General features: G+C 72.8%; 17 protein-coding genes and 1 pseudogene. 11 read left to right on the forward strand and 7 right to left on the reverse strand.

Annotated features, from left to right (window positions below; translation table 11 throughout):
• Positions 1-37: 37 nt before the first annotated feature.
• The 4 genes from ACZ67T_RS31775 (at position 38) to mug (ending at position 3518) form a co-directional block, all read left to right on the forward strand.
• Positions 38-826, forward strand: a complete 789-nt coding sequence (locus ACZ67T_RS31775; protein ID WP_469988472.1) for an SGNH/GDSL hydrolase family protein — start codon at positions 38-40, stop codon at positions 824-826.
• A gap of 320 nt (positions 827-1146) precedes the next feature.
• Entirely contained in the window at positions 1147-1455 is a 309-nt protein-coding gene (locus tag ACZ67T_RS31780; protein WP_469988474.1) for a hypothetical protein, read from the forward strand.
• A 66-nt stretch (positions 1456-1521) separates the two neighbouring features.
• The gene (gene purB, locus ACZ67T_RS31785) at positions 1522-2964 is read left to right on the forward strand and encodes an adenylosuccinate lyase (RefSeq protein ID WP_469988475.1); all 1443 of its coding nucleotides are present in this window, start codon (positions 1522-1524) and stop codon (positions 2962-2964) included.
• 5 nt (positions 2965-2969) lie between these two features.
• Positions 2970-3518 carry a G/U mismatch-specific DNA glycosylase gene (gene mug, locus ACZ67T_RS31790; RefSeq protein ID WP_469988628.1) on the forward strand — a complete coding sequence of 183 codons (549 nt, stop codon included), beginning with the start codon at positions 2970-2972 and terminating at the stop codon, positions 3516-3518.
• A 68-nt stretch (positions 3519-3586) separates the two neighbouring features.
• Here mug and ACZ67T_RS31795 read toward each other — a convergent pair whose 3' ends face one another.
• The 4 genes from ACZ67T_RS31795 to ACZ67T_RS31810 all read right to left on the reverse strand — a co-directional run bounded on the left by ACZ67T_RS31795 (position 3587) and on the right by ACZ67T_RS31810 (position 6653).
• A complete protein-coding gene (locus ACZ67T_RS31795; RefSeq protein ID WP_469988477.1) occupies positions 3587-4393 on the reverse strand; it encodes an SAM-dependent methyltransferase in 807 nt (268 codons plus the stop codon).
• A 90-nt stretch (positions 4394-4483) separates the two neighbouring features.
• On the reverse strand, positions 4484-4918 hold the full coding sequence (locus tag ACZ67T_RS31800; RefSeq protein WP_469988479.1) for a hypothetical protein: 435 nt from the start codon (positions 4916-4918) through the stop codon (positions 4484-4486).
• 65 nt (positions 4919-4983) lie between these two features.
• Entirely contained in the window at positions 4984-5721 is a 738-nt protein-coding gene (locus ACZ67T_RS31805; protein ID WP_469988481.1) for an ABC transporter permease, read from the reverse strand.
• Positions 5722-5723: 2 nt separating this feature from the next.
• The gene (locus ACZ67T_RS31810) at positions 5724-6653 is read right to left on the reverse strand and encodes an ABC transporter ATP-binding protein (RefSeq protein WP_469988483.1); all 930 of its coding nucleotides are present in this window, start codon (positions 6651-6653) and stop codon (positions 5724-5726) included.
• Positions 6654-6760: 107 nt separating this feature from the next.
• Here ACZ67T_RS31810 and ACZ67T_RS31815 point away from each other — a divergent pair, with 107 nt between their 5' ends.
• From ACZ67T_RS31815 to ACZ67T_RS31825, 3 genes are all read left to right on the forward strand, one after another.
• The gene (locus tag ACZ67T_RS31815; RefSeq protein WP_469988485.1) at positions 6761-7990 is read left to right on the forward strand and encodes a sensor histidine kinase; all 1230 of its coding nucleotides are present in this window, start codon (positions 6761-6763) and stop codon (positions 7988-7990) included.
• 199 nt (positions 7991-8189) lie between these two features.
• Entirely contained in the window at positions 8190-8840 is a 651-nt protein-coding gene (locus ACZ67T_RS31820) for a response regulator transcription factor (protein WP_469988486.1), read from the forward strand.
• 94 nt (positions 8841-8934) lie between these two features.
• The gene (locus ACZ67T_RS31825) at positions 8935-10092 is read left to right on the forward strand and encodes an ROK family transcriptional regulator (protein WP_469988488.1); all 1158 of its coding nucleotides are present in this window, start codon (positions 8935-8937) and stop codon (positions 10090-10092) included.
• A gap of 115 nt (positions 10093-10207) precedes the next feature.
• Here ACZ67T_RS31825 and ACZ67T_RS31830 read toward each other — a convergent pair whose 3' ends face one another.
• The gene (locus tag ACZ67T_RS31830) at positions 10208-10975 is read right to left on the reverse strand and encodes a GntR family transcriptional regulator (protein ID WP_469988490.1); all 768 of its coding nucleotides are present in this window, start codon (positions 10973-10975) and stop codon (positions 10208-10210) included.
• A gap of 299 nt (positions 10976-11274) precedes the next feature.
• Positions 11275-12153, reverse strand: coding sequence for an RNA polymerase sigma-70 factor (locus ACZ67T_RS31835; protein WP_469988492.1), 879 nt, complete (start codon positions 12151-12153; stop codon positions 11275-11277).
• Positions 12154-12335: 182 nt separating this feature from the next.
• Here ACZ67T_RS31835 and ACZ67T_RS31840 point away from each other — a divergent pair, with 182 nt between their 5' ends.
• A complete protein-coding gene (locus tag ACZ67T_RS31840) occupies positions 12336-13166 on the forward strand; it encodes an alpha/beta fold hydrolase (protein ID WP_469988494.1) in 831 nt (276 codons plus the stop codon).
• An 84-nt stretch (positions 13167-13250) separates the two neighbouring features.
• Here the strand turns inward: ACZ67T_RS31840 and ACZ67T_RS31845 are convergent.
• A pseudogene (locus tag ACZ67T_RS31845) lies at positions 13251-14039 on the reverse strand (EamA family transporter); the annotation flags it as partial.
• A gap of 47 nt (positions 14040-14086) precedes the next feature.
• Between ACZ67T_RS31845 and pdxR the strand changes: the two are divergent.
• The 3 genes from pdxR (at position 14087) to ACZ67T_RS31860 (ending at position 18866) form a co-directional block, all read left to right on the forward strand.
• Entirely contained in the window at positions 14087-15550 is a 1464-nt protein-coding gene (gene pdxR / locus ACZ67T_RS31850) for a MocR-like pyridoxine biosynthesis transcription factor PdxR (protein ID WP_469988495.1), read from the forward strand.
• Between the two features lie 174 nt (positions 15551-15724).
• Entirely contained in the window at positions 15725-17308 is a 1584-nt protein-coding gene (locus ACZ67T_RS31855; RefSeq protein WP_469988497.1) for an alkaline phosphatase D family protein, read from the forward strand.
• Positions 17309-17414: 106 nt separating this feature from the next.
• Positions 17415-18866, forward strand: coding sequence for a GNAT family N-acetyltransferase (locus ACZ67T_RS31860; protein WP_469988499.1), 1452 nt, complete (start codon positions 17415-17417; stop codon positions 18864-18866).
• Positions 18867-18941: the final 75 nt, after the last annotated feature.

Genomic DNA, 18941 nt, shown 5'->3' on the forward strand with positions numbered 1-18941 from the left:
CGGCCCTCGCGGGGCCCGGGTTACCATCGCTTTCGCCATGCAGAAAAATGCCAACCACACCAGTTACAGCAGCCTCGTCACGGTCGGTGACTCGTTCACCGAAGGCATGTCCGACCTGCTGCCCGACGGCTCCTACCGAGGCTGGGCCGATGTACTGGCCGGCCGGATGGCGGCCCGCACTCCCGGCTTCCGCTACGCGAACCTCGCCGTGCGAGGCAAGCTCATCGGCCAGATCGTCGACGAGCAGGTGGACGTCGCGGCCGCGATGGGCGCCGATGTCATCACGCTGGTGGGCGGCCTCAACGACACCCTGCGCCCCAAGGTCGACATGGGCCGGGTGCGCGGGCTCCTCGAAGAGGCCGTCGAGAAGCTCGCGCCGGCCTGCGAGCAGCTCGTCCTGATGCGCAGCCCCGGCCGCAACGGCCCGGTGATGGAGCGTTTCCGGCCCCGCATGGAGGAGCTGTTCACCTGCATCGACGACCTCGCGGCGCGGCACGGCGCGGTGGTCGTCGACCTGTACGGGCCGCCCGTCCTCGGTGACCCCCGCATGTGGGACGTGGACCGGCTGCACCTGACCCCCGAAGGGCACCGCCGGGTCGCCGAGGCTGTCTGGCAGGCGCTCGGCCACGAGCCCGCGGACGACTGGCAGGCCGTGCTCCCGCCGACCGTGCCGCCGGGCTGGGGCGCGCGCCGCCTCGCCGACGCCCGCTTCGCCAAGCAGCACCTGGTCCCCTGGATCGGCCGCCGCCTGACGGGCCGCTCCTCCGGCGACGGCCGCCCGGCGAAGCGCCCCGAGCTGCTCCCGTACGAGGCTCCGCGAGGCTGACCTGCGGGCGGGGTTCGCTCCGGGTGACTCAGCAGGGCGGAGGTCTCCAAGGCCTGCCGCACTCCGAGCAGCACCTCGCCGTCGGGTGTCAACGGCCCGACCGGCCCGCCGCATTGTTGCCAGAGCGTCCGCAGATCGGCGGGGAGGCTGAACCCGAGTGCGGCTTCCGCCTCAGCCATCAGTTCGTCGGAGGCGGCACCGGCGTAGCCGGAGAGTGGAGTCTCAGCAAGGACTCGACACGGTCCCGGGCCACGATCACAGCGTTGCTCATACGTTCAAGCCATCGACGGGCGAGAGGCCGGAATCGGCGTTGAAGCCACGTGATCGACACCAGCGACATCGACGTCTTCCTCGGCCTGGACGTCGGCCGGCCGGCCTCCATCGGCACCCTGCCGCCGGCCGTCGCCCGCGCCATGGGGTGCCACGTCGCCTCTCTGCCGGACCTGGCCATGCGGCGATTCGAAGAGGCCCGGCGCGTCATCCTGGAAACGCTCCTCGTGCAGCAAGAGCCAACCCGGCAGGCGGCCCCAGGGCCTGTGACCCTCGCATCCGCCGGCGCCGTCGCCTCACACACGTCTCACGCGCCGCTCCCGGACGTGATGCGGCGAGCACGGCCAAGGAGCCTCTGACCTGTAGGTTCCTACATCATGTGGATGGTGCGGAGCCTGTACGGACGCCCGGTAAACTCCGTACACGTGACTGCTGCGCCTGCAAAGCCCCGTATCCCGAATGTTCTCGCCGGACGCTACGCCTCCGCCGAGCTCGCCACTCTCTGGTCCCCCGAGCAGAAGGTGAAGCTGGAGCGTCAGCTCTGGCTCGCCGTGCTGCGCGCGCAGAAGGACCTCGGGATCGAGGTGCCGGACGCCGCTTTCGCCGACTACGAGCGCGTCCTCGACCAGGTCGACCTGGCCTCCATCGCCGAGCGCGAGAAGGTCACGCGCCACGACGTGAAGGCCCGCATCGAGGAGTTCAACGCCCTCGCCGGCCACGAGCAGGTCCACAAGGGCATGACGTCCCGCGACCTGACGGAGAACGTCGAGCAGCTCCAGATCCGGCTCTCCCTCGAACTGGTCCGCGACCGCGCCGTCGCCGTCCTCGCGCGCCTGGGCAAGCTGGCCGGTGAGTACGGCGAGCTGGTGATCGCCGGCCGCTCGCACAACGTCGCGGCGCAGGCCACGACCCTCGGCAAGCGCTTCGCGACCGCCGCCGACGAGCTGCTCGTCGCGTACGCCCGGATCGAGGAGCTGCTCTCCCGCTACCCGCTGCGCGGCATCAAGGGCCCCGTCGGCACCGCGCAGGACATGCTGGACCTGCTCGGCGGCGACGCGGCGAAGCTCGACGATCTTGAGCAGCGCATCGCGGGCCACCTGGGCTTCGCGCAGGCGTTCACCTCGGTCGGCCAGGTGTACCCGCGCTCCCTCGACTACGAGGTCGTCACCGCGCTCGTGCAGCTCGCGGCCGCGCCGTCCTCGACCGCCAAGACGATCCGTCTGATGGCCGGGCACGAGCTCGTCACCGAGGGCTTCAAGCCGGGCCAGGTCGGCTCGTCCGCGATGCCGCACAAGATGAACACCCGCTCCTGCGAGCGCGTCAACGGCCTCATGGTCATCCTGCGCGGCTACGCGTCGATGACCGGTGAACTGTCGGGCGACCAGTGGAACGAGGGCGACGTCTCCTGCTCCGTGGTGCGCCGCGTCGCGCTGCCGGACGCGTTCTTCGCGCTCGACGGTCTTCTGGAGACGTTCCTGACGGTGCTCGACGAGTTCGGCGCCTTCCCGGCCGTCGTCGCCCGCGAGCTGGACCGTTACCTGCCGTTCCTCGCCACGACGAAGGTCCTGATGGCGTCGGTGCGGGCGGGCGTCGGCCGCGAGGAGGCCCACGAGGCCATCAAGGAGAACGCCGTCGCGTCGGCCCTGGCCATGCGCGAGCAGGGCGCCGAGCGCAACGAGCTGCTCGACAAGCTCGCCGCGGACTCCCGGATCCCGCTGGACCGCGCCGGGCTCGACGAGCTGATGGCCGACAAGCTGTCCTTCACGGGCGCGGCGAGCGACCAGGTCGCCACCGTCGTCGCGCGTGTCGAGGAGATCGTCAAGCAGCACCCGGAGGCCGCCGGTTACGCGCCCGGAGCGATCCTCTGACCCGGCTGACCCCCGCGGACCTGGAGGCCGCTCGCGACCGCATCGTTCCCGATGTGGTCGCGAGCGGCCTCTCCGTGCTTTTCTGCGGGATCAACCCGGGCCTGACGACGGCCGCGACCGGCCACCACTTCGCGCGCCCCGGCAACCGTTTCTGGCCGGTGCTCCACCTGTCCGGGTTCACGCCCCGCCGGCTGGCCCCCGCCGAGCAGGAGGAACTCCTGTCGTACGGGCTCGGGATCACGAACGTCGTCGCGCGGGCCACGGCGCGGGCGGACGAGCTGAGCACGCAGGAGTACCGCGACGGCGGCCGTCTGCTCACCGCCAAGGTGGAGCGGCTGCGACCGCGCTGGCTCGCGGTCGTGGGCGTGACGGCGTACCGAACGGCCTTCCAGGAGCCGAAGGCGAGGATCGGCCCGCAGGAGCGGATGATCGGCGGTACGCGGGTGTGGGCGTTGCCCAACCCCAGTGGTCTGAACGCGCATTGGACGGCGGCGACGATGGCCGAGGAGTACGGGCGGCTGCGCGCCGCCGCCTCGGCCGACACGGCGCGCTAGAGCCTGCTTCACGGCTTGCCTCGGGGACGGCTTGCGTTGGGGACGGCTCGCGTTGAGGACGGCTTGCGTCAGGGCTTGCGGGCCACGACGCCGAACTGGGCGACGACCGGCCCCTCGTCGGAGCAGTCCGTCCGCCAGCGCGCGCACGAGACGAGGCCGGGCTCAAGGATCTCCAGCCCTTCGAGGAAGCCCTCGATCTCGGCCCGGCCGCGGGCGGTGATCGGCGGCGTCGCGTTCTCGTTCCAGAAGCGCATCGCCTCCTCGTTCCCCTCCCCGCCCAGTTCCAGCGTGGGGTGCGTGACCACGAGACAACTGCCGGAGGGGACCGCGTCCAGGAGGTGGCGCACGATGGACGTGGCCTCGGCGGTGTCAAGGATGAAGTTCAGAATGCCGAGCATCATGACCGCGACCGGCCGGCCCAGGTCGAGGGTGCCGGACGCGGCGCGGAGGATGGCCGCGGGGTCGTGCGCGTCCGCGTCCACATAGCTGGTGGCGCCCTCGTCCGTGCTGGTGAGGAGCGCGCGGGCGTGCGTGAGCACGATCGGGTCGTTGTCGACGTAGACGACGCGGGAGTCGGGGGCGATGCGCTGGGCGACCTCGTGGGTGTTCTCGGCGGTGGGCAGGCCCGTGCCGATGTCGAGGTACTGGCGGATGCCTGCCCGGCCGGCGAGGTAGGTCACGACGCGGCCGAGGAAGGCCCGGTCGGCGCGGGCCACTTCGCCGATGCTGGGATACATGGAGGTGACCTGGTCGCCGACCTGCTGGTCCACCTCGTAGTGGTCCTTGCCGCCGAGCCAGTAGTTCCACACGCGGGCGTTGTGTGCGATGTGGCTCGCGCTCCGCTCCCCCGGGTCCTGCCCGCTCTGCTCGCTCACGTGCTCTCCCTCGCCTCGGTCGTGCCATGATCCGCTGCCAAGGTCCCATGGTGGCACGGGAGTTCCCGTATACGGGGCCCAGGCGCGTCGTCAGGGCGGGTCCACGTCCGTGACGGCGGCGACGAGCCGGAAGGGCAGGTCCTCCGCGCCGAGCGGGATGCCCAGCACGATCCACCGCCCGTCCGCCTGCCACAACTGGACGTCCGGAACATACGCGCTGAGCGCGGCCCAGGGCTCCGGTATGTCCTCCCCGCCCTCGACCGCGCGCAGGCTGACGCTCCACAGGCTGAACCACTGCGGCTCCCCCCAGCGCTCGGTGAGCACCGAGGAGAGCCCGTCCCGGTCGGCGACCCACTGGTCCTGAGCCGCGCCCTCGGGGCCCGGCTCCCCGAGTTCGCCGCACGTCGCCAACTCCGCGATGTGGTAACCCGGTCCGCCGGAGCCCGCGTCCGATCTGCCGTGCTCCGCGGGGAACTCACGGGAGCGCAGCAGGTCGATCGTCGCGAGATGCTGTGCGGTGCTCATGATGTCCAGTAAAGCGGCCACCACTGACATTTGCCGGGGCGTCCGGCGGTTACGAGCCCCTGCCGTCACGCGTCCCTGCGGCGCAACGCCCACCAGCCGGCGAGGAGCGCGGCCGCCGCCCAGGCCGCGGTCACGGCGAGCCCCGTCCACGGCCCGAGCGTGCCGGCCGGGTCCTGGCGCAGGACCTGCTGTCCGGCGTGGTCGGGCAGGAAGTCGGCGACGGAGGCGGCCATGTCGCCCACGACGAAGGACACGATCAGGATGAACGGGATGAGCAGACTCAGTACGGCGACCGCGCTGCGCAGGACGACGGTGAGACCCGCTGCGAACAGGGACATCAGCGCGAGGTAGAGGCCGCCTCCGACGCAGGCGCGCAGCGCGCCCGGGTCGCCGAGACCGAGGGCGTAGGACCCCATGAACGCCTGCCCCGAGAGGAACGTGACGAACGAGGTGAGAAGGCCCGCGACGACGGCGAGGGCACCGACGACCGTCATCTTCGCGGCGTAGAGGAGATTTCTGTTGGGGACCGCCGCGAGGGACACGCGCAGGGCGCCGCCCAGGTACTCCGACGACACGGCGGTCGTGCCGAAGGCGATGGCCGCGATCTGGCCGAAGTTGAGTGCGTAGAAGGCACCGAAGAGGAGGTCGGCTCCTTCGTTGTCCGCCTCGGCCTGTCCGACCGTGGCAGAGGCCAGGACGGTGATGGCGACGGTCGTGACGAAGACCGCCACGAGTGAGCCGGCGCCGGCGCGCACCGATCTCACCTTGATCCATTCGGAACGCAGCACGGCGGTGGTCGACATCGTCAGGCCTCCTGGAGGGGCGTCGCGGCGGACGCGAACTCGGTGGTGTCCGCGGTGAGGGCGAGGTAGGCCTCCTCCAAGGAGGCCGATTCGTCGGCGAGTTCGAGGACGGGGATGCCGTCCGTGGCGGCGAGCGCGCCGATCTCCTCTGCGCGCGCCCCGGCGACGGTCCAGCGGCCGTCGCCGGTGGCCACGGCTTCGAGTCCTTTGCGGCGAAGCACGGCGTGCAGGCTCGCGGGATCGGTGGTGCGCACGCGGACGCGCCGTTCGCTGTGCGCGTCGATGAAGTCCTGCATCGGGGTGTCGGCGAGCAGCCTGCCCCGTCCGAGGACGACGAGGTGGTCGGCGAACGTGGCGGTCTCGTTCATGAGGTGGCTGGAGACGAGGACCGTACGGCCTTCGCGGGCGAGCCCGCGCATCAGTTCACGGATCCAGATGATGCCTTCGGGGTCCAGGCCGTTCGACGGCTCGTCGAGCATCACGACCCGCGGGTCGCCGAGGAGTGCGGCGGCGATGCCGAGGCGCTGGCGCATACCCAGCGAGAACGTCTTGATCCGCCGCCCGGCGACGGCCGCGATCCCGGCGAGCTCCAGGACCTCGTCGACCCGCCGCACCGGGATGCGGTTGGAGGCGGCGAGCGCGCGGAGGTGGTCGCGGGCGGTACGGGAGCCGTGGGCGGCCTGGGCGTCGAGGAGGGCGCCGACCTCGCGCAGGGGTTCGCCGAGCGTGGCGTAAGGGCGGCCGCCGAGTGTGGCGGTGCCCGATGTGGGCCGGTCGAGGCCGAGGACGAGGCGCATGGTGGTGGACTTCCCGGCGCCGTTCGGGCCGAGGAATCCGGTGACCCGGCCGGGCCCGACGCGGAACGTCAGGCGGTCCACCGCGCGGGTCGAGCCGTACTCCTTGGTGAGCTCTTGGACGTCGATGCTGGTCATGGCCCCAGCCTTCCGGCCGCGCCCCGCCGGGTCCTCCCCCGGGCGTGGAGAGCGTCTCCCCCATGAGGGGGAGCCGTCCGCACCCGCACCGCTGGCACGATGGCGGCATGTCCCGCCTCCTCGCGCCGCTGACCCGCGCGGTCACGTACACCCGCTGGCTGCACCTCCTCGTCGGCGCGATCATCGCTCTGGTGTGCGGGTCCGTGTACCCGGGGCTCACCCGGCCGGGGTACGGGGACTGGGCCTTGATGCTGCTGATTCCGGTCCCGCTGCTCATGGCGGCCGCCGTGATCCCCGTGGTGCGCAGGGCCGAGGGTCTTCAGGCCCGCCTCATGCTATTCCCGGGTGCCCACGCGCGCGTGGAGGACGGTTCGGGTCCACGGGAGGCGGGGGTGTCCGTGACACCGTCCGCGTCGTGGCGAGACCGGGGCAGGACCGCGGTGTGGCTGGTGCTGCGTCTGTGGGCAGGCTGCGCGGTCGCGTTCACGACCGGCCAACTCATGGCGCTGGCACTGGAGTTGGTGGACGCCACGTCGGGCGGCCCCGCCGAGGCCGAGTCCCTCGTCCCCGTACCGGGGCACGGCTGGGCGTACGCGTTCCTCGTGCCGGTGCCGCCGCTGGTGCTTCTGGCAGTGGTCGCGCTCGCCGGGCGCCTGATGGCGTCGGCCGCCCTCGGCCTGCTCGGGCCGTCCGCGGCGGAGCGTCTGGCCGCCCTGGAGGAGCGCACCGAGCAGCTGCTCGAGCGCAATCGCATCGCCCGCGAACTCCACGACTCCATCGGGCACGCGCTGACCGTCGCCGTCGTGCAGGCGGGCGCGGCACGGGCGGCCGCCGACCCGGCGTTCACCGACCGGGCCCTGGACGCCATCGAGGAGACGGGCAGGGCAGCCCTGGAGGACCTGGAGCGTGTCCTGTTGGTGCTACGCGAGTCGGGGCAGCCCGCGAACCGCCGGCCCACGCTCACCGAGGCGGACCGCCTTCTGGACTCGGCGCGCGCCTCGGGCGCGGAGGTCGACGCGGAGGTGCTCGGTGCGCTGGACACGGTGCCCGGTCCCGTCTCCAGAGAGGGCTACCGCATCCTTCAGGAGGCGCTGACGAACGTGCTGCGCCACTCGGGCACCGTCCCGATCCGGGTCGCCGTCACGGTCGACGACGCCCGCCTGTGGCTCGACGTACGCAATCCGCTTCCCGTGGGCGCGCCGGTGAACGGCCGGGGCAGCGGGACCGGCAGCGGTTTGCGGGGCATCCGCGAGAGGGCGGCTCTTCTCGGCGGACGGGCGCGGACGGGGCCCGACGAGGGGCAGTGGCGGGTGCATGTCGAGCTGCCGCTCGGCTGATCCCCGCCCCTCGCGTACGCCCTGACCCGCTCGGCTGATCCCCGCCCCTCACATACGCCCTGTCCTGCTCGGCTGATCCCCGCCCCTCACGCACGCCCCGACCCGCTCGGCTGATCCCCGCCCCTCACATACGCCCTGTCCTGCTCGGCTGATCCCCGCCCCTCGCGTACGCCCTGACCCGCTCGCCTAGGCTGTCCGGATGCCGCTCACCGTGCTCCTCGTCGACGATGAACCGCTGGTCCGCGCGGGGTTGCGCGCCGTGCTCTCGGCGCAGCCGGACATCGAGGTCGTGGGCGAGGCGGCCGACGGCGCCGCCGTCATTCCGCTCGTCCGGCAGCTGCGTCCGGACGTGGTCGCCATGGATGTGCGCATGCCTCTCCTGGACGGCATCGAGGCCACGCGCGCAGTGCTGCGCAGCGTGTCCGAACCGCCCAAGATCCTCGTGATCACGACGTTCGAGAACGACGAGTACGTGTACGGGGCGCTGCGGGCGGGCGCCGACGGGTTCCTGTTGAAGCGTTCGCGGCCGGCCGAGATCGTGAACGCGGTCCGGCTGGTGGCCGAGGGCGACTCGCTGCTGTTCCCCGCGGCCGTGCGGCGCCTCGCGGCCGAGTACGGCAACACATCGGCGCGGGAGGCGATGGAGCGCGCGGCGCTCACGGAGCGGGAGGCGGACGTACTGCGCCTCATGACGCGGGGCCTGTCCAACTCGGAGATCGCCGGCCGGCTCGTCGTGGGCACGGAGACGGTCAAGTCGCATGTAAGCGCCGTCCTCGCCAAGCTCGGGGCGCGGGACCGGACGCAGGCGGTCATCGCCGCCTACGAATCCGGTTTCGTCTCGCCCGGCTGAGCGTCCCCCGTCCCAGAAGTGCACCCGCGCTCGCCGGGCTGCGCGGCGGCGAGTACGATCCGCCCAACACGCGCGCGAGCTGGGAGGACGGACGTTGGGGCGGCTGACCGGCGGGGACCCCTCCCTGCTACGGCGGATCAACTCCGCGGTGGTGCTGCATGCCCTGCGCGCCACGGATCTCGCGACGCTCACCGAGATCACCCGGGTCACCGGGCTGTCCCGGCCCACGGTCGAGGGCGTCGTCGAAGGGCTCATCACGGCGGGGCTCGTCGTGGAGACGGCCGTCGACGACAGCGGTACGCGGCGCCAGGGGCGGCCCGCGCGCCGGTTCCGCTTCCGGGCCGAGGCGGGGCATCTGCTCGGTCTGGAGATCGGCCCGCACCGCGTGGCCGCGGTCCTGTCGGACCTGGACGGCAAGGTGCTCGGCACGGCCGCCAGGGACGTCGACGAGACCGCTCCGGCCGACGAGCGGATCGAGCGGCTGCGCATCGCGGTCGCGGACCTGCTGCGCCGCGCGGGCGTCGCCCGCAACTCGCTGCGGGCGGTCGGCGTCGGCAGCCCCGGCATCGTGGAGGCCGACGGCACCGTGCGCCTCGGCACCGCCCTTCCCGAGTGGACGGGCCTTCAGCTGGGCGAGCGGCTGCGGCGCTCCTTCAAGTGCCCGGTCCTGGTGGAGAACGACGCGAACGCCGCGGCGGTGGCCGAGCACTGGAAGGGCGCGGCGACCGAGTCCGACGACGTCGTGTTCGTCCTGGCGGGGCTCAGCCCGGGCGCGGGCGCGCTGATCGGCGGCCGGCTGCACCGCGGGTACGGCGGCGCGGCCGGGGAGATCGGGGCGCTGCACCTGCTGGGACGCGAGGTGCGCCCCGAGACGCTGCTCTCGACGACGGACGAGCCGCTGCACCCGCTCGACGAGCAGGCCGTCGCGCAGGTCTTCGCTCTCGCTCGCCAGGGCGACGAGCGGGCGGGCGCGGCCGTCGACCGGTTCCTCCAGCGGCTGGTGCACGACGTGGCGGCGCTGGTGCTCGCCCTCGATCCGGAACTGGTCGTCGTGGGCGGCTGGGCGGCCGGCCTGGACGGCGTACTGGAGCCGCTGCGCCGGGAGTTGGCCCGCTACTGCCTGCGGCCGCCGCGCGTGGCCCTGTCGGTGCTGGGCGAGGCGGCGGTCTCGACCGGGGCGCTGCGGCTCGCGCTGGACCATGTCGAAGAGCAGCTGTTCGCCGTCGAGGGCACGGTCACGGCGCGCCGCTAGCCAGAACGCGCCGGACATCGAAAGGCCCACCGTGCAGGATCACGGTGGGCCTTACGGATTGCGGCACGCTCGGCGTGCGCGGATTGCAGCGTGCCCGGATGGCGGCGTGCCCGGGTCAGGAGGCGCGGCGGTCCGGGCCGTGGTGGATCTCGACGCCGCCCGAGTCGCCGAAGGTGAGGCGGCAGGTGTCGGCTCGGTAGGTGGCCACGGAGACCGCGGCGGTCTCGCCCTCGCTGAAGAACCGGGTCGTGACGACGAGGACGGGCGCGCCCGGCAGCCGGTCGAGCTCCTTCGCGTCGTCGGCGCGGGCCGAGCCCAGCTCGACGGCGCGGTCCTGTCCTTCGAGCCCGAGCCGCCGCAGCTCACGCAGCACGGAACGCGCGCGGGAGGGCCCCGACGGGGCGTCTATGGCGGAGAGTTCGGGCACGGACGACGACGGTACGTACAGCAGTTCGGCGGCGACGGGCTGGCCGTGCGACACGCGCGTACGGCGCACCATGTGGACGCGCTCGTCGGGCGCGGAGCCGAGGATGCGGGCCACAGCGGGCGGCGGCACCGCGAGCTCGCTGTCGACGGCCTGCCAGGCGTCACCGTCGGCGGCGCCGGGCCACTCCTGGTCGTCGGACGAGTCGACCGCCACGCCCACACGGGGCGGCGCGACGGTGGTGCCCACGCCACGGCGGCGCTGGAGCCTGCCTTCGAGTTCGAGCTGTTCGAGCGCCTGGCGGAGCGTGGCACGGGCGACTCCGAAGCGGGCCGCGAGGTCCCGCTCGTTCGGCAGGATCTCTCCCACGGCGAACTCGGAGTCGAGTGCCTCGGTCAGCACGGTCTTGAGGTGCCAGTACTTCGGCTCCGGCGCCGTTTCCAACTGCGTGGTCCCCACCCTGTCCTCCGCAATCGCCGTGTCCCGGCTGCGTTTAGCGCCCTTGTTTATTAAAGGTTCCTGCACTATCTCTGCGAGGGTAGGCCCGCCCTCCGACTTGGTCAAGACCAATCGTCGGTCCGCTCCGGGGCCCGCGGGGCCTCTGCCGCAGAGCGTTCATGGCGGTCAGCAGAGCGTTCACGCCGCGTTCGCGAAACGACGAAGGCCCCCGCCCGGTCGGGGCGGGGGCTTCGGTGGCCACAAGGACGGCCATGGAAAGGGCCGCGAAGACGGCCGCGAAGAGGGCCGCGGGAACAGCGTCAGGCGAGCGACACCAGTTTGTCCGGGTTGCGCACGATGTATACGCACTGCACGTGACCGTCGGCGACATCGACCTGGAAGACGCCGTCCGGCTTGCCGTCGACGAGGGCGAGCACGGCAGGCCCTCCGTTGAGCTCCACGAACCGGAAGGTGAATCCGGCGCCGCCGCCCTTGGCGGCCCCGAGCAGGAAACGGCCCACCTTGTCGGCGGACTCGATGACGCGCAGCGGCGCCTTGGACTTGCCGCCGCTGTCGCCGACGAGGCGCGCGTCGGGCGCGAGGAGCACCATCAGGCCCTCCAGGTCCCCGCCCGTCGCGGCCGCGAGGAAGCGCTCGGTGAGGTCGCGCTGCTCGACGGGGTCGACGTCGAAGCGCGGCCGGCGCTCGTCCACGTGCTTGCGGGCACGTCCCGCGAGCTGACGCACGGCGGACTCGCTGCGTTCGAGCGTGGTGGCGATCTCGGCGAACGGGAACCCGAACGCCTCGCGGAGCACGAACACGGCGCGCTCCAGCGGAGAGAGCGACTCCAGGACGACGAGAACGGCGAGCGACACCGACTCGGCGAGCACGGCCGCCTCCGCGGTGTCGGGCGCGGTCGGCCCGAAGTCGGTGACCAGCGGCTCCGGCAGCCAGGGACCCACGTACGCCTCGCGCCGGGTCTGCGCCTGCCGCAGCCGGTCGATGGCCAGGCGGGTGGCGACGCGGACGAGGTAGGCGCGTGGTTCGCGCACCTCGTCGCGGTCGGCCTGCGCCCAGCGCAGCCAGGCGTCCTGGACGACGTCCTCGGCGTCGGCCACGCGGCCCAGCATGCGATAGGCGACCCCCATCAGGACCGGCCGGTGTTCTTCGAAGACCTCAGTCACGGTGTCGGTTGCCACCCCTCCATCCCAACGGACGCGGCGGCACGTGTCCAGGTGAATTCGGTGCGTCGCCGGCCACAAACGTCCCCGCGCCGGGCTTCGCTCCCCCGTCCCCCTTGAACTGGAGGCTACTGAGCGGTAATTGTTGCTGACAAGCAGTCTAAGGAACCGTCGCGCCGGCGTCGGGGACAGGGAGCGACATGGCCACAGAGGTGTCCTTCAGCATCGAAACCCCCGATGGCCCCCGCGAGGTGACCGTCGCGTACGAACGCGTGGGCACCGGGGAACCTCTGCTCCTCCTGCACGGGATCGGCCACCACTGGCAGGCCTGGGCCCCCGTGATCCCGGTCCTGGCCGCCGAACGCGACGTGATCGCCATCGACCTGCCGGGCTTCGGCGCCTCTCCCGCACTGCCCGACGGCGTCTCCTACGACCTGCCGACGGTGACGGCGACGCTCGGCTCGCTCTGCGCGGCCCTCGGCATCGAGCGGCCGCACGTGGCGGGCAACTCCCTCGGCGGTCTGCTTGCCCTGGAGCTCGGCCGCGAGAAGCTCGTACGGTCGGTCACCGCGCTGTCGCCCGGCGGGTTCTGGTCGCAGACCGAGCGCCGTTACGCGTTCGGCACGCTCCGCGCGATGCGGCAGGGGGCGCGGGTGCTGCCCGTTCCCGCGATCGAGCGGCTGTCCCGTTCGGCCGCGGGCCGGGCGGCCCTGACGAGCACCATCTACGCCCGCCCCGGCCGCCGTTCACCCGATGCGGTCGTCGCGGAGACCCTGGCCCTGCGCCACGCCCCCGGGTTCGCGCAGACCCTCGCCGCGGGCCTGGACGTGCAGTTCACGGACGACGTTCCGGACCTCCCGGTGACCGTCGCCTGGGGCACCCGCGACCGGCTGCTGCTGCGCCGCCAGGGCATCAGGGCCAAGCACGCCGTCCCCGGGGCCCGCCTCGTGCGGCTGCCCGGCTGCGGTCACGTCCCCATGAGCGACGACCCGGCGCTCGTCTCCCGCGTCATCCTGGACACCAGCCGCTGACCGCGCGCCGAACACGCCGGAGCCCAGCGCCACTCCGGCGCCGACGAGCGCGCTGCCGACGGCCTGCGCGGCGCCGTACGTCCCGGTGCCGACGAGTGGCGCGGTGCACGCCGCCGCCACGGGGATGAGGCCGGAGAACAGCGTGGCGCGCTCGGCGCCGATGCGCTGCATGCCGATGTACCAGCACACGAAGCCGATCACTGTGACGACGGCGGCCTGCCACAACAGTGCCGTCGCCTCGGTGGCGTCGGGTACGCGGAGCATGTCCGTGCCGTCGAGCACCGCGCCGACCGCGGCCGATTCCAGGGCCGCGACCCCGCAGACCGTGCAGGAGAGCAGCTTCGGGCCGAGGGCCCGCAGCACCGGCACCGCGAGGACGGCGAAACCGACCTCCCCGATGAGGGCTCCCACGGAGAACAGGAGACCGGCCGTGTCCGTGCGCCCCCAGCCCTGCACGGTGAACGCGCCTGCGGCGACCAGCAACGCCCCGTTGAGGACGACCCATCGGGGCCGACGGCCCGCAAGCAGGGGTACGAGTACGGCCACGACGACCGGGGCGCAGCCGACGAAGACCCCGGGGACGGCCGGTTCGGCGCCGCGCTCGGCGGCGAGCACCGCGAGGTTGAAGCCGACCATCCCGACGGCCGCCAGCACGGCGAGACGCCCCCATCGGCGGCCGGTGAGGTGGCGCAGCGGCGCCGTGCCGCCCCGGCCCAGGAGCGGCAGCAGAAGCAGGCAGGCGAGGGCGTATCGGAGGAACTGGCCGCCCGCGTACGGATAGTCGCCCAGGACGCTGTTGGCGGTGAAGGAGGCACCGACGAGGACGCAGGCGAGGGCGGTCGGCAGGGCCCCTCGGATCGGGTGCGCGTTCATGGCCCTGACGCTAGGGAGAGCGGCGGCCCGGATTAAGGTCCACGTTCATGACGCCATCGGGGACCAATCCGCGCGCAGGAAGCGGTGGCGGCCAACCATGGTCCGCCGCCTGGGAGTTACTGCTTCCCGCCGCATCGGCGCCCGCACGCGCGCGTGGCCGCGGTCTCCAGGCCGCGCTGCGGGACGCCGTCAGGTCAGGGCGGCTCGCCCCCGGGACACGGATGCCGTCGAGCCGAGATCTCGCGGCGGATCTGGGTGTCTCGCGCGGGCTGATCACCGAGGCGTACGAGCAGTTGACCGCCGAGGGGTATCTGCGCAGCGGGCGCGGGGCGGGTACGTGGGTGGGCGGGGCGGTGCGCGCCGCGGCGGCGGCCGGTGTGCGGGACCTGGCGCCCCGCCCGCCGGGCACGCGCGCCGACTTCGTGGCGGGCAGCCCCGATCTGTCGCTGTTCCCGCAGGCCGCGTGGTCGGCGGCGCAGCGCGGCGTGCTGGCCGAACTGCCGCACCAGATGCTGGGCTACCCGGATCCGCGGGGTATCCCCCGGCTGCGTACCGCGCTGGCGGAACTCCTCGCGCGCCGGCGGGGCGTGGTCGCCGATCCGGAGCGGATCGTCGTCTGCTCCGGGGTGGCACAGGCGGTGACGCTGCTCGGGTTCGTGCTCCACGCGCGCGGGGAGCGGTCGGTGGGCGTCGAGGACCCCGGGAGCCCCGACCTCGCTTCACTGTTCGCCTCGGCCGGTATCGGCACGACCGCGCTCCCCCTGGACGGCGACGGACCGGCCCTCGGACCGCTGCGGGCCGCGGGTGTGCGCTCCGCGGTGACCACGCCGTCCCACCAGTTCCCCTCCGGTATCGCCTACTCACCGGCGCGCCGCACTCAACTCCTCGACTGGGCACGGTCGGTGGACGGCCTCGTGGTGGAGGACGACTACGACGGCGACTTCCGTTACGACCGCGCGCCGGTAGGAGCGCTCCAGTGGCTCGACCCGGAGCACGTCGCGTACGCGGGCTCGGTGAGCAAGTCGCTCGCTCCCGGGCTGCGGCTCGGCTGGATGGTCGTACCCGCGAGGCTGACCGACGAGGTCGTCGAGCGCAAGCGCTACATGGACCTCGGCAACCCCGCCCTCGACCAGGCGCTCCTGGCCCGTTTCATCGAGCGCGGCGACTACGACCGCCAGTTGAGGCGCTGTCAGCGCGCCTATCGAGAGCGGCGCGACACCCTCGTGGCCGCGCTGCGGGAACATCTGCCGGGCACTGAGGTGACGGGGATCGCCGCCGGACTGCATGTGATCGCCTGCCTCCCCGAGCGCTACGGACCGCAGGAGGCGCTCCTCGAACGGGCCTCGGCGGCCGGGGTCACCGTCCGCCCGCTGAGCCACTACGGCACGTCGGACAGGGGCGACGGCGGGGTGCGGCTGGTCCTCGGTTACGCGCATCTGCCGCCGGCCCGGATCGCGGAAGGCGTACGTCTCCTGGCGCGCGCGGCGCATGGGAGGGCCACGCACGCGTGAACGGCGTCATGGGCGTGTGAGGCGACAGCGCGCCGGGTTCCCCGATCTGCAGGGGCAGTTGTTCACTTGGGGTTCGCGTGTGCGCCGTGGTGAGCCCGTAGGTGTGGCTTCGCCGCGGCGTCCACGCAGGGTGGCACCGCACTGTCGTCGGAACCCGTTTCTGGAGGCGTATTCATGTCACACCGTCCGCCGAGTTCTCTGCCCGGCCGCCGCGGGGTGCTGCGCGGTTCGCTCGCCGCGTCGGCCGCGCTGGCGCTGCCCGCCGCGGTCGCGGCCGCCGCGCCGGCCTTCGCCCTGTCGGGTCGCCCGAAGGCGGCGTGGGGTGTTCAGGCAGGGGACGTCGGCGCGCACTCGGGGCTGATCTGGACGCGCTCCGACCGGCCCGCCCGCATGATCGTGGAGACCTCCGCGACGGAGTCGTTCCGCCGGTCCACCAGGTGGCACGGGCCGCTGCTCGGCGCGGGCACGGACTTCACGGGCACCACCCGCCTGCGCGGCCTGCCGCCGGGCGAGCAGATCCACTACCGCGTGACGCTCGCCGACCCCGACGACCCCCGCCGCACGGGCGAACCCGTCACCGGCACCTTCCGCACCACCCCCGTGGGCCGCCGTGACGGGGTGCGCTTCCTCTGGTCGGGCGACATCGCGGGCCAGGGCTGGGGCATCAACCCGGACATCGGCGGCTACCGCGTGTATGAGGACATGCGCGCCCTGAACCCGGACTTCTTCCTGTGCAGCGGCGACAACATCTACGCCGACGGCCCGATCCTGCCCAGCGTCACGCTGCCGGACGGCCGGGTGTGGCGGAACGTCACGACCGAGGAGAAGTCCAAGGTCGCCGAGACGCTGGCCGAGTTCCGCGGCGCGTTCCGCTACAACCTCCTCGACGAGAACGTGCGCCGCTTCAACGCGCAGGTGCCGTCGATCGTCCAGTGGGACGACCACGAGGTGCACAACAACTGGTATCCGGGCCAGATCCTGGACGACGCCCGCTACACGGAGAAGGACACGAACGTCCTGGCCGCCCGGTCCCTGCGGGCGTTCAGCGAGTACTTCCCCGTCTCCACGCTGCCGCCGGGCGACGACGAGGGCCGCGTGTACCGGGTCCTGCGGCACGGCCCCCTGCTCGATGTGTTCGTGCTCGACATGCGCTCGTACCGCAACGCCAACTCCCCGGGCCGGCAGCCCGACGACGCGACCGGGATCCTCGGCGCGCGGCAGCTGGCCTGGCTGAAGCGTGAGCTGTCCCGGTCGCGGGCCGTCTGGAAGGTGATCGCCTCCGACATGCCGCTCGGCCTGGTCGTGGCCGACGGCGCGGTGAACTTCGAGGCCGTCGCGCAGGGCGATCCGGGAGCACCGCTCGGCCGCGAGCTGCAGATCGCCGAGCTGCTGCGGCACATCAAGCACGACCGGATCACGGGCACGCTGTGGCTCACCGCGGACGTGCACTACACGTCGGCGCAGCACTACGACCCCTCGCGCGCCGCGTTCCAGGACTTCGAGCCGTTCTGGGAGTTCGTCTCGGGCCCGCTGGCGGCGGGCGGATTCCAGGCGGTGAAGCTGGACGCCACCTTCGGTCCCGAGCAGAGCTTCGTCAAGGCGCCGGACCGGGCCAACACGTCGCCGATGGAGACCCCGCAGTACTTCGGCGAGGTCGACATCGACGGAGGCAGCGGCGAGCTGACGGTACGGCTGCGGCAGCAGGGCGGCGACGTGCTGTTCTCCAAGGTGCTTCAGCCGGGGCGGGTCGGCCAGTAGGGGACCAAGGCAGCCAAAGAGGACATAAGCAGGCTTTACCCATCGGTCACAAAGCGTTCGTGATCACGCAACACCGTTCCTTCACAGTGGCTGCATGAGTCCAGACATGTCTGATGTGAGGCGGGCCAGGAACGGCCGCCCCGTCCACCACTGGCGGCGCGACGTCGTCGAGCTCGCCGCCCTGTTCACGGCCGTGGCCGTCGCGGACGCCGTGGCGAACCTCGTCGGTCACGGCCCCGACGGCCCCGCGCTGCTCGCCATCTCGGCGGTCGCGCTCCTCGCCACGGCCGGCTTCCACACATGGTGGGCACGCCGCCACAACCACGCACCCCCGACAGGCGATACCGACGCCCGGCGGCTCCCCACGGAGCCCGCCGGGCAGTCGGAACGGCCCGACACAGAGGTCACCGCGGGCGCCGGCCCGCAGGCGACGAACGAAGCCACGGCCACCGCGCTGTGGCGCATGCGGACGACGGTCCGTGACGAGCCGGGGTCGCTCGCGGCACTGTGCACGGCGCTCGCCCCGCTGCGGGTCGACATCCTGAGCCTCCAGACGCATCCGCTGGGCGAGGGCACCGTGGACGAGTTCCTGCTGCGCGCGCCGCAGGACCTGCCCGCCGCCGAACTCACCCGGGCCGTGTCCCTGGCCGGCGGCTCCGGTACCTGGATCGAGCGGGCCGACGCCCACGACCTCGTGGACGCGCCCACCCGCATCCTCGGTCTCGCCACGCGCACGGCCCTGGACGCCGCCGAACTCCCGCTCGCCCTGCGCCAGTTGCTCGGCCGCTGCACCATCAGGTCACTCCCGGCCACGACGATGAGCGGCCGAAGGAGTGAGAGCGCGCCCGTGGAGGGGGCACTCGAAGGGACCGTGATACGGCTCCGGGCCCCGGAAGGCGGCGTGATCACCGTGGAGCGGCCGTATCTGCCGTTCACGCCCACCGAGTTCGCGCGCGCCCGCGCCCTGGTCGAGCTCGACGCGCGGCTCGGCCCGCGCATCCCGCGCAGCCAGGACGTCCTGACGCTCCCCGAGGGCAACGCGATCACCGTGCGCCGGGCCGACTCGCACGACGTGGAGGCCGCCAAGGCCATGCAGGAGCGCTGCTCCCGCGCGACCCTGAGCAAGCGCTACCACGGGCCCGTCGGCGACGCGGACCGCTACCTCAACCACCTCCTCAGCCCCCGCTTCGGCCGCACGCTCGCCGCGCAGACCGCGTCGGGCCGCATCGTCGCCCTCGGGCATCTGCTCTGGGACGGCGACGAGACGGAGATCGCACTGCTCGTCGAGGACGACTGGCAGCGCCGCGGCATCGGCACCGAACTGCTCGGCCGCCTGGTCGCGATGGCGATCGAGGCGGGCTGCGAGAGCGTGTACGCCGTCACGCAGGCGTCCAACACCGGGATGGTCGCGGCGATGCGCGGCCTCGGACTGCCCCTCGACTACCAGATCGAGGAGGGCACGCTGGTGATCACGGCGCGCCTGGAGGCGACCGCGGTCAGGTCGCGGCTTCCGTACGAGGGGCCCCGCGCGGCGTACGAGCGGGCCGACCGGCACTGAGGTCCTTGCCGGCCGGCTTTGAGGTCCGGGCCGGCCGGCGCTGACGGCCTGGCCGGCCGGGACCTGCTCCGCGCG

This window comes from Streptomyces sp. NPDC107517 (assembly GCF_055582645.1).

What these genes read in the sequence shown, in the direction of transcription:
- ACZ67T_RS31820 (WP_469988486.1), top strand. Translation starts at nt 8,190, where the DNA reads ATGCCGCTCACCGTGCTCCTCGTCGACGATGAACCGCTGGTCCGCGCG.
- ACZ67T_RS31800 (WP_469988479.1), bottom strand. Translation starts at nt 4,918, where the DNA reads ATGAGCACCGCACAGCATCTCGCGACGATCGACCTGCTGCGCTCCCGT.
- ACZ67T_RS31840 (WP_469988494.1), top strand. Translation starts at nt 12,336, where the DNA reads ATGGCCACAGAGGTGTCCTTCAGCATCGAAACCCCCGATGGCCCCCGC.
- ACZ67T_RS31810 (WP_469988483.1), bottom strand. Translation starts at nt 6,653, where the DNA reads ATGACCAGCATCGACGTCCAAGAGCTCACCAAGGAGTACGGCTCGACC.
- ACZ67T_RS31775 (WP_469988472.1), top strand. Translation starts at nt 38, where the DNA reads ATGCAGAAAAATGCCAACCACACCAGTTACAGCAGCCTCGTCACGGTC.
- ACZ67T_RS31855 (WP_469988497.1), top strand. Translation starts at nt 15,725, where the DNA reads ATGTCACACCGTCCGCCGAGTTCTCTGCCCGGCCGCCGCGGGGTGCTG.
- ACZ67T_RS31805 (WP_469988481.1), bottom strand. Translation starts at nt 5,721, where the DNA reads ATGTCGACCACCGCCGTGCTGCGTTCCGAATGGATCAAGGTGAGATCG.
- pdxR (WP_469988495.1), top strand. Translation starts at nt 14,087, where the DNA reads ATGACGCCATCGGGGACCAATCCGCGCGCAGGAAGCGGTGGCGGCCAA.
- ACZ67T_RS31815 (WP_469988485.1), top strand. Translation starts at nt 6,761, where the DNA reads ATGTCCCGCCTCCTCGCGCCGCTGACCCGCGCGGTCACGTACACCCGC.
- ACZ67T_RS31860 (WP_469988499.1), top strand. Translation starts at nt 17,415, where the DNA reads ATGTCTGATGTGAGGCGGGCCAGGAACGGCCGCCCCGTCCACCACTGG.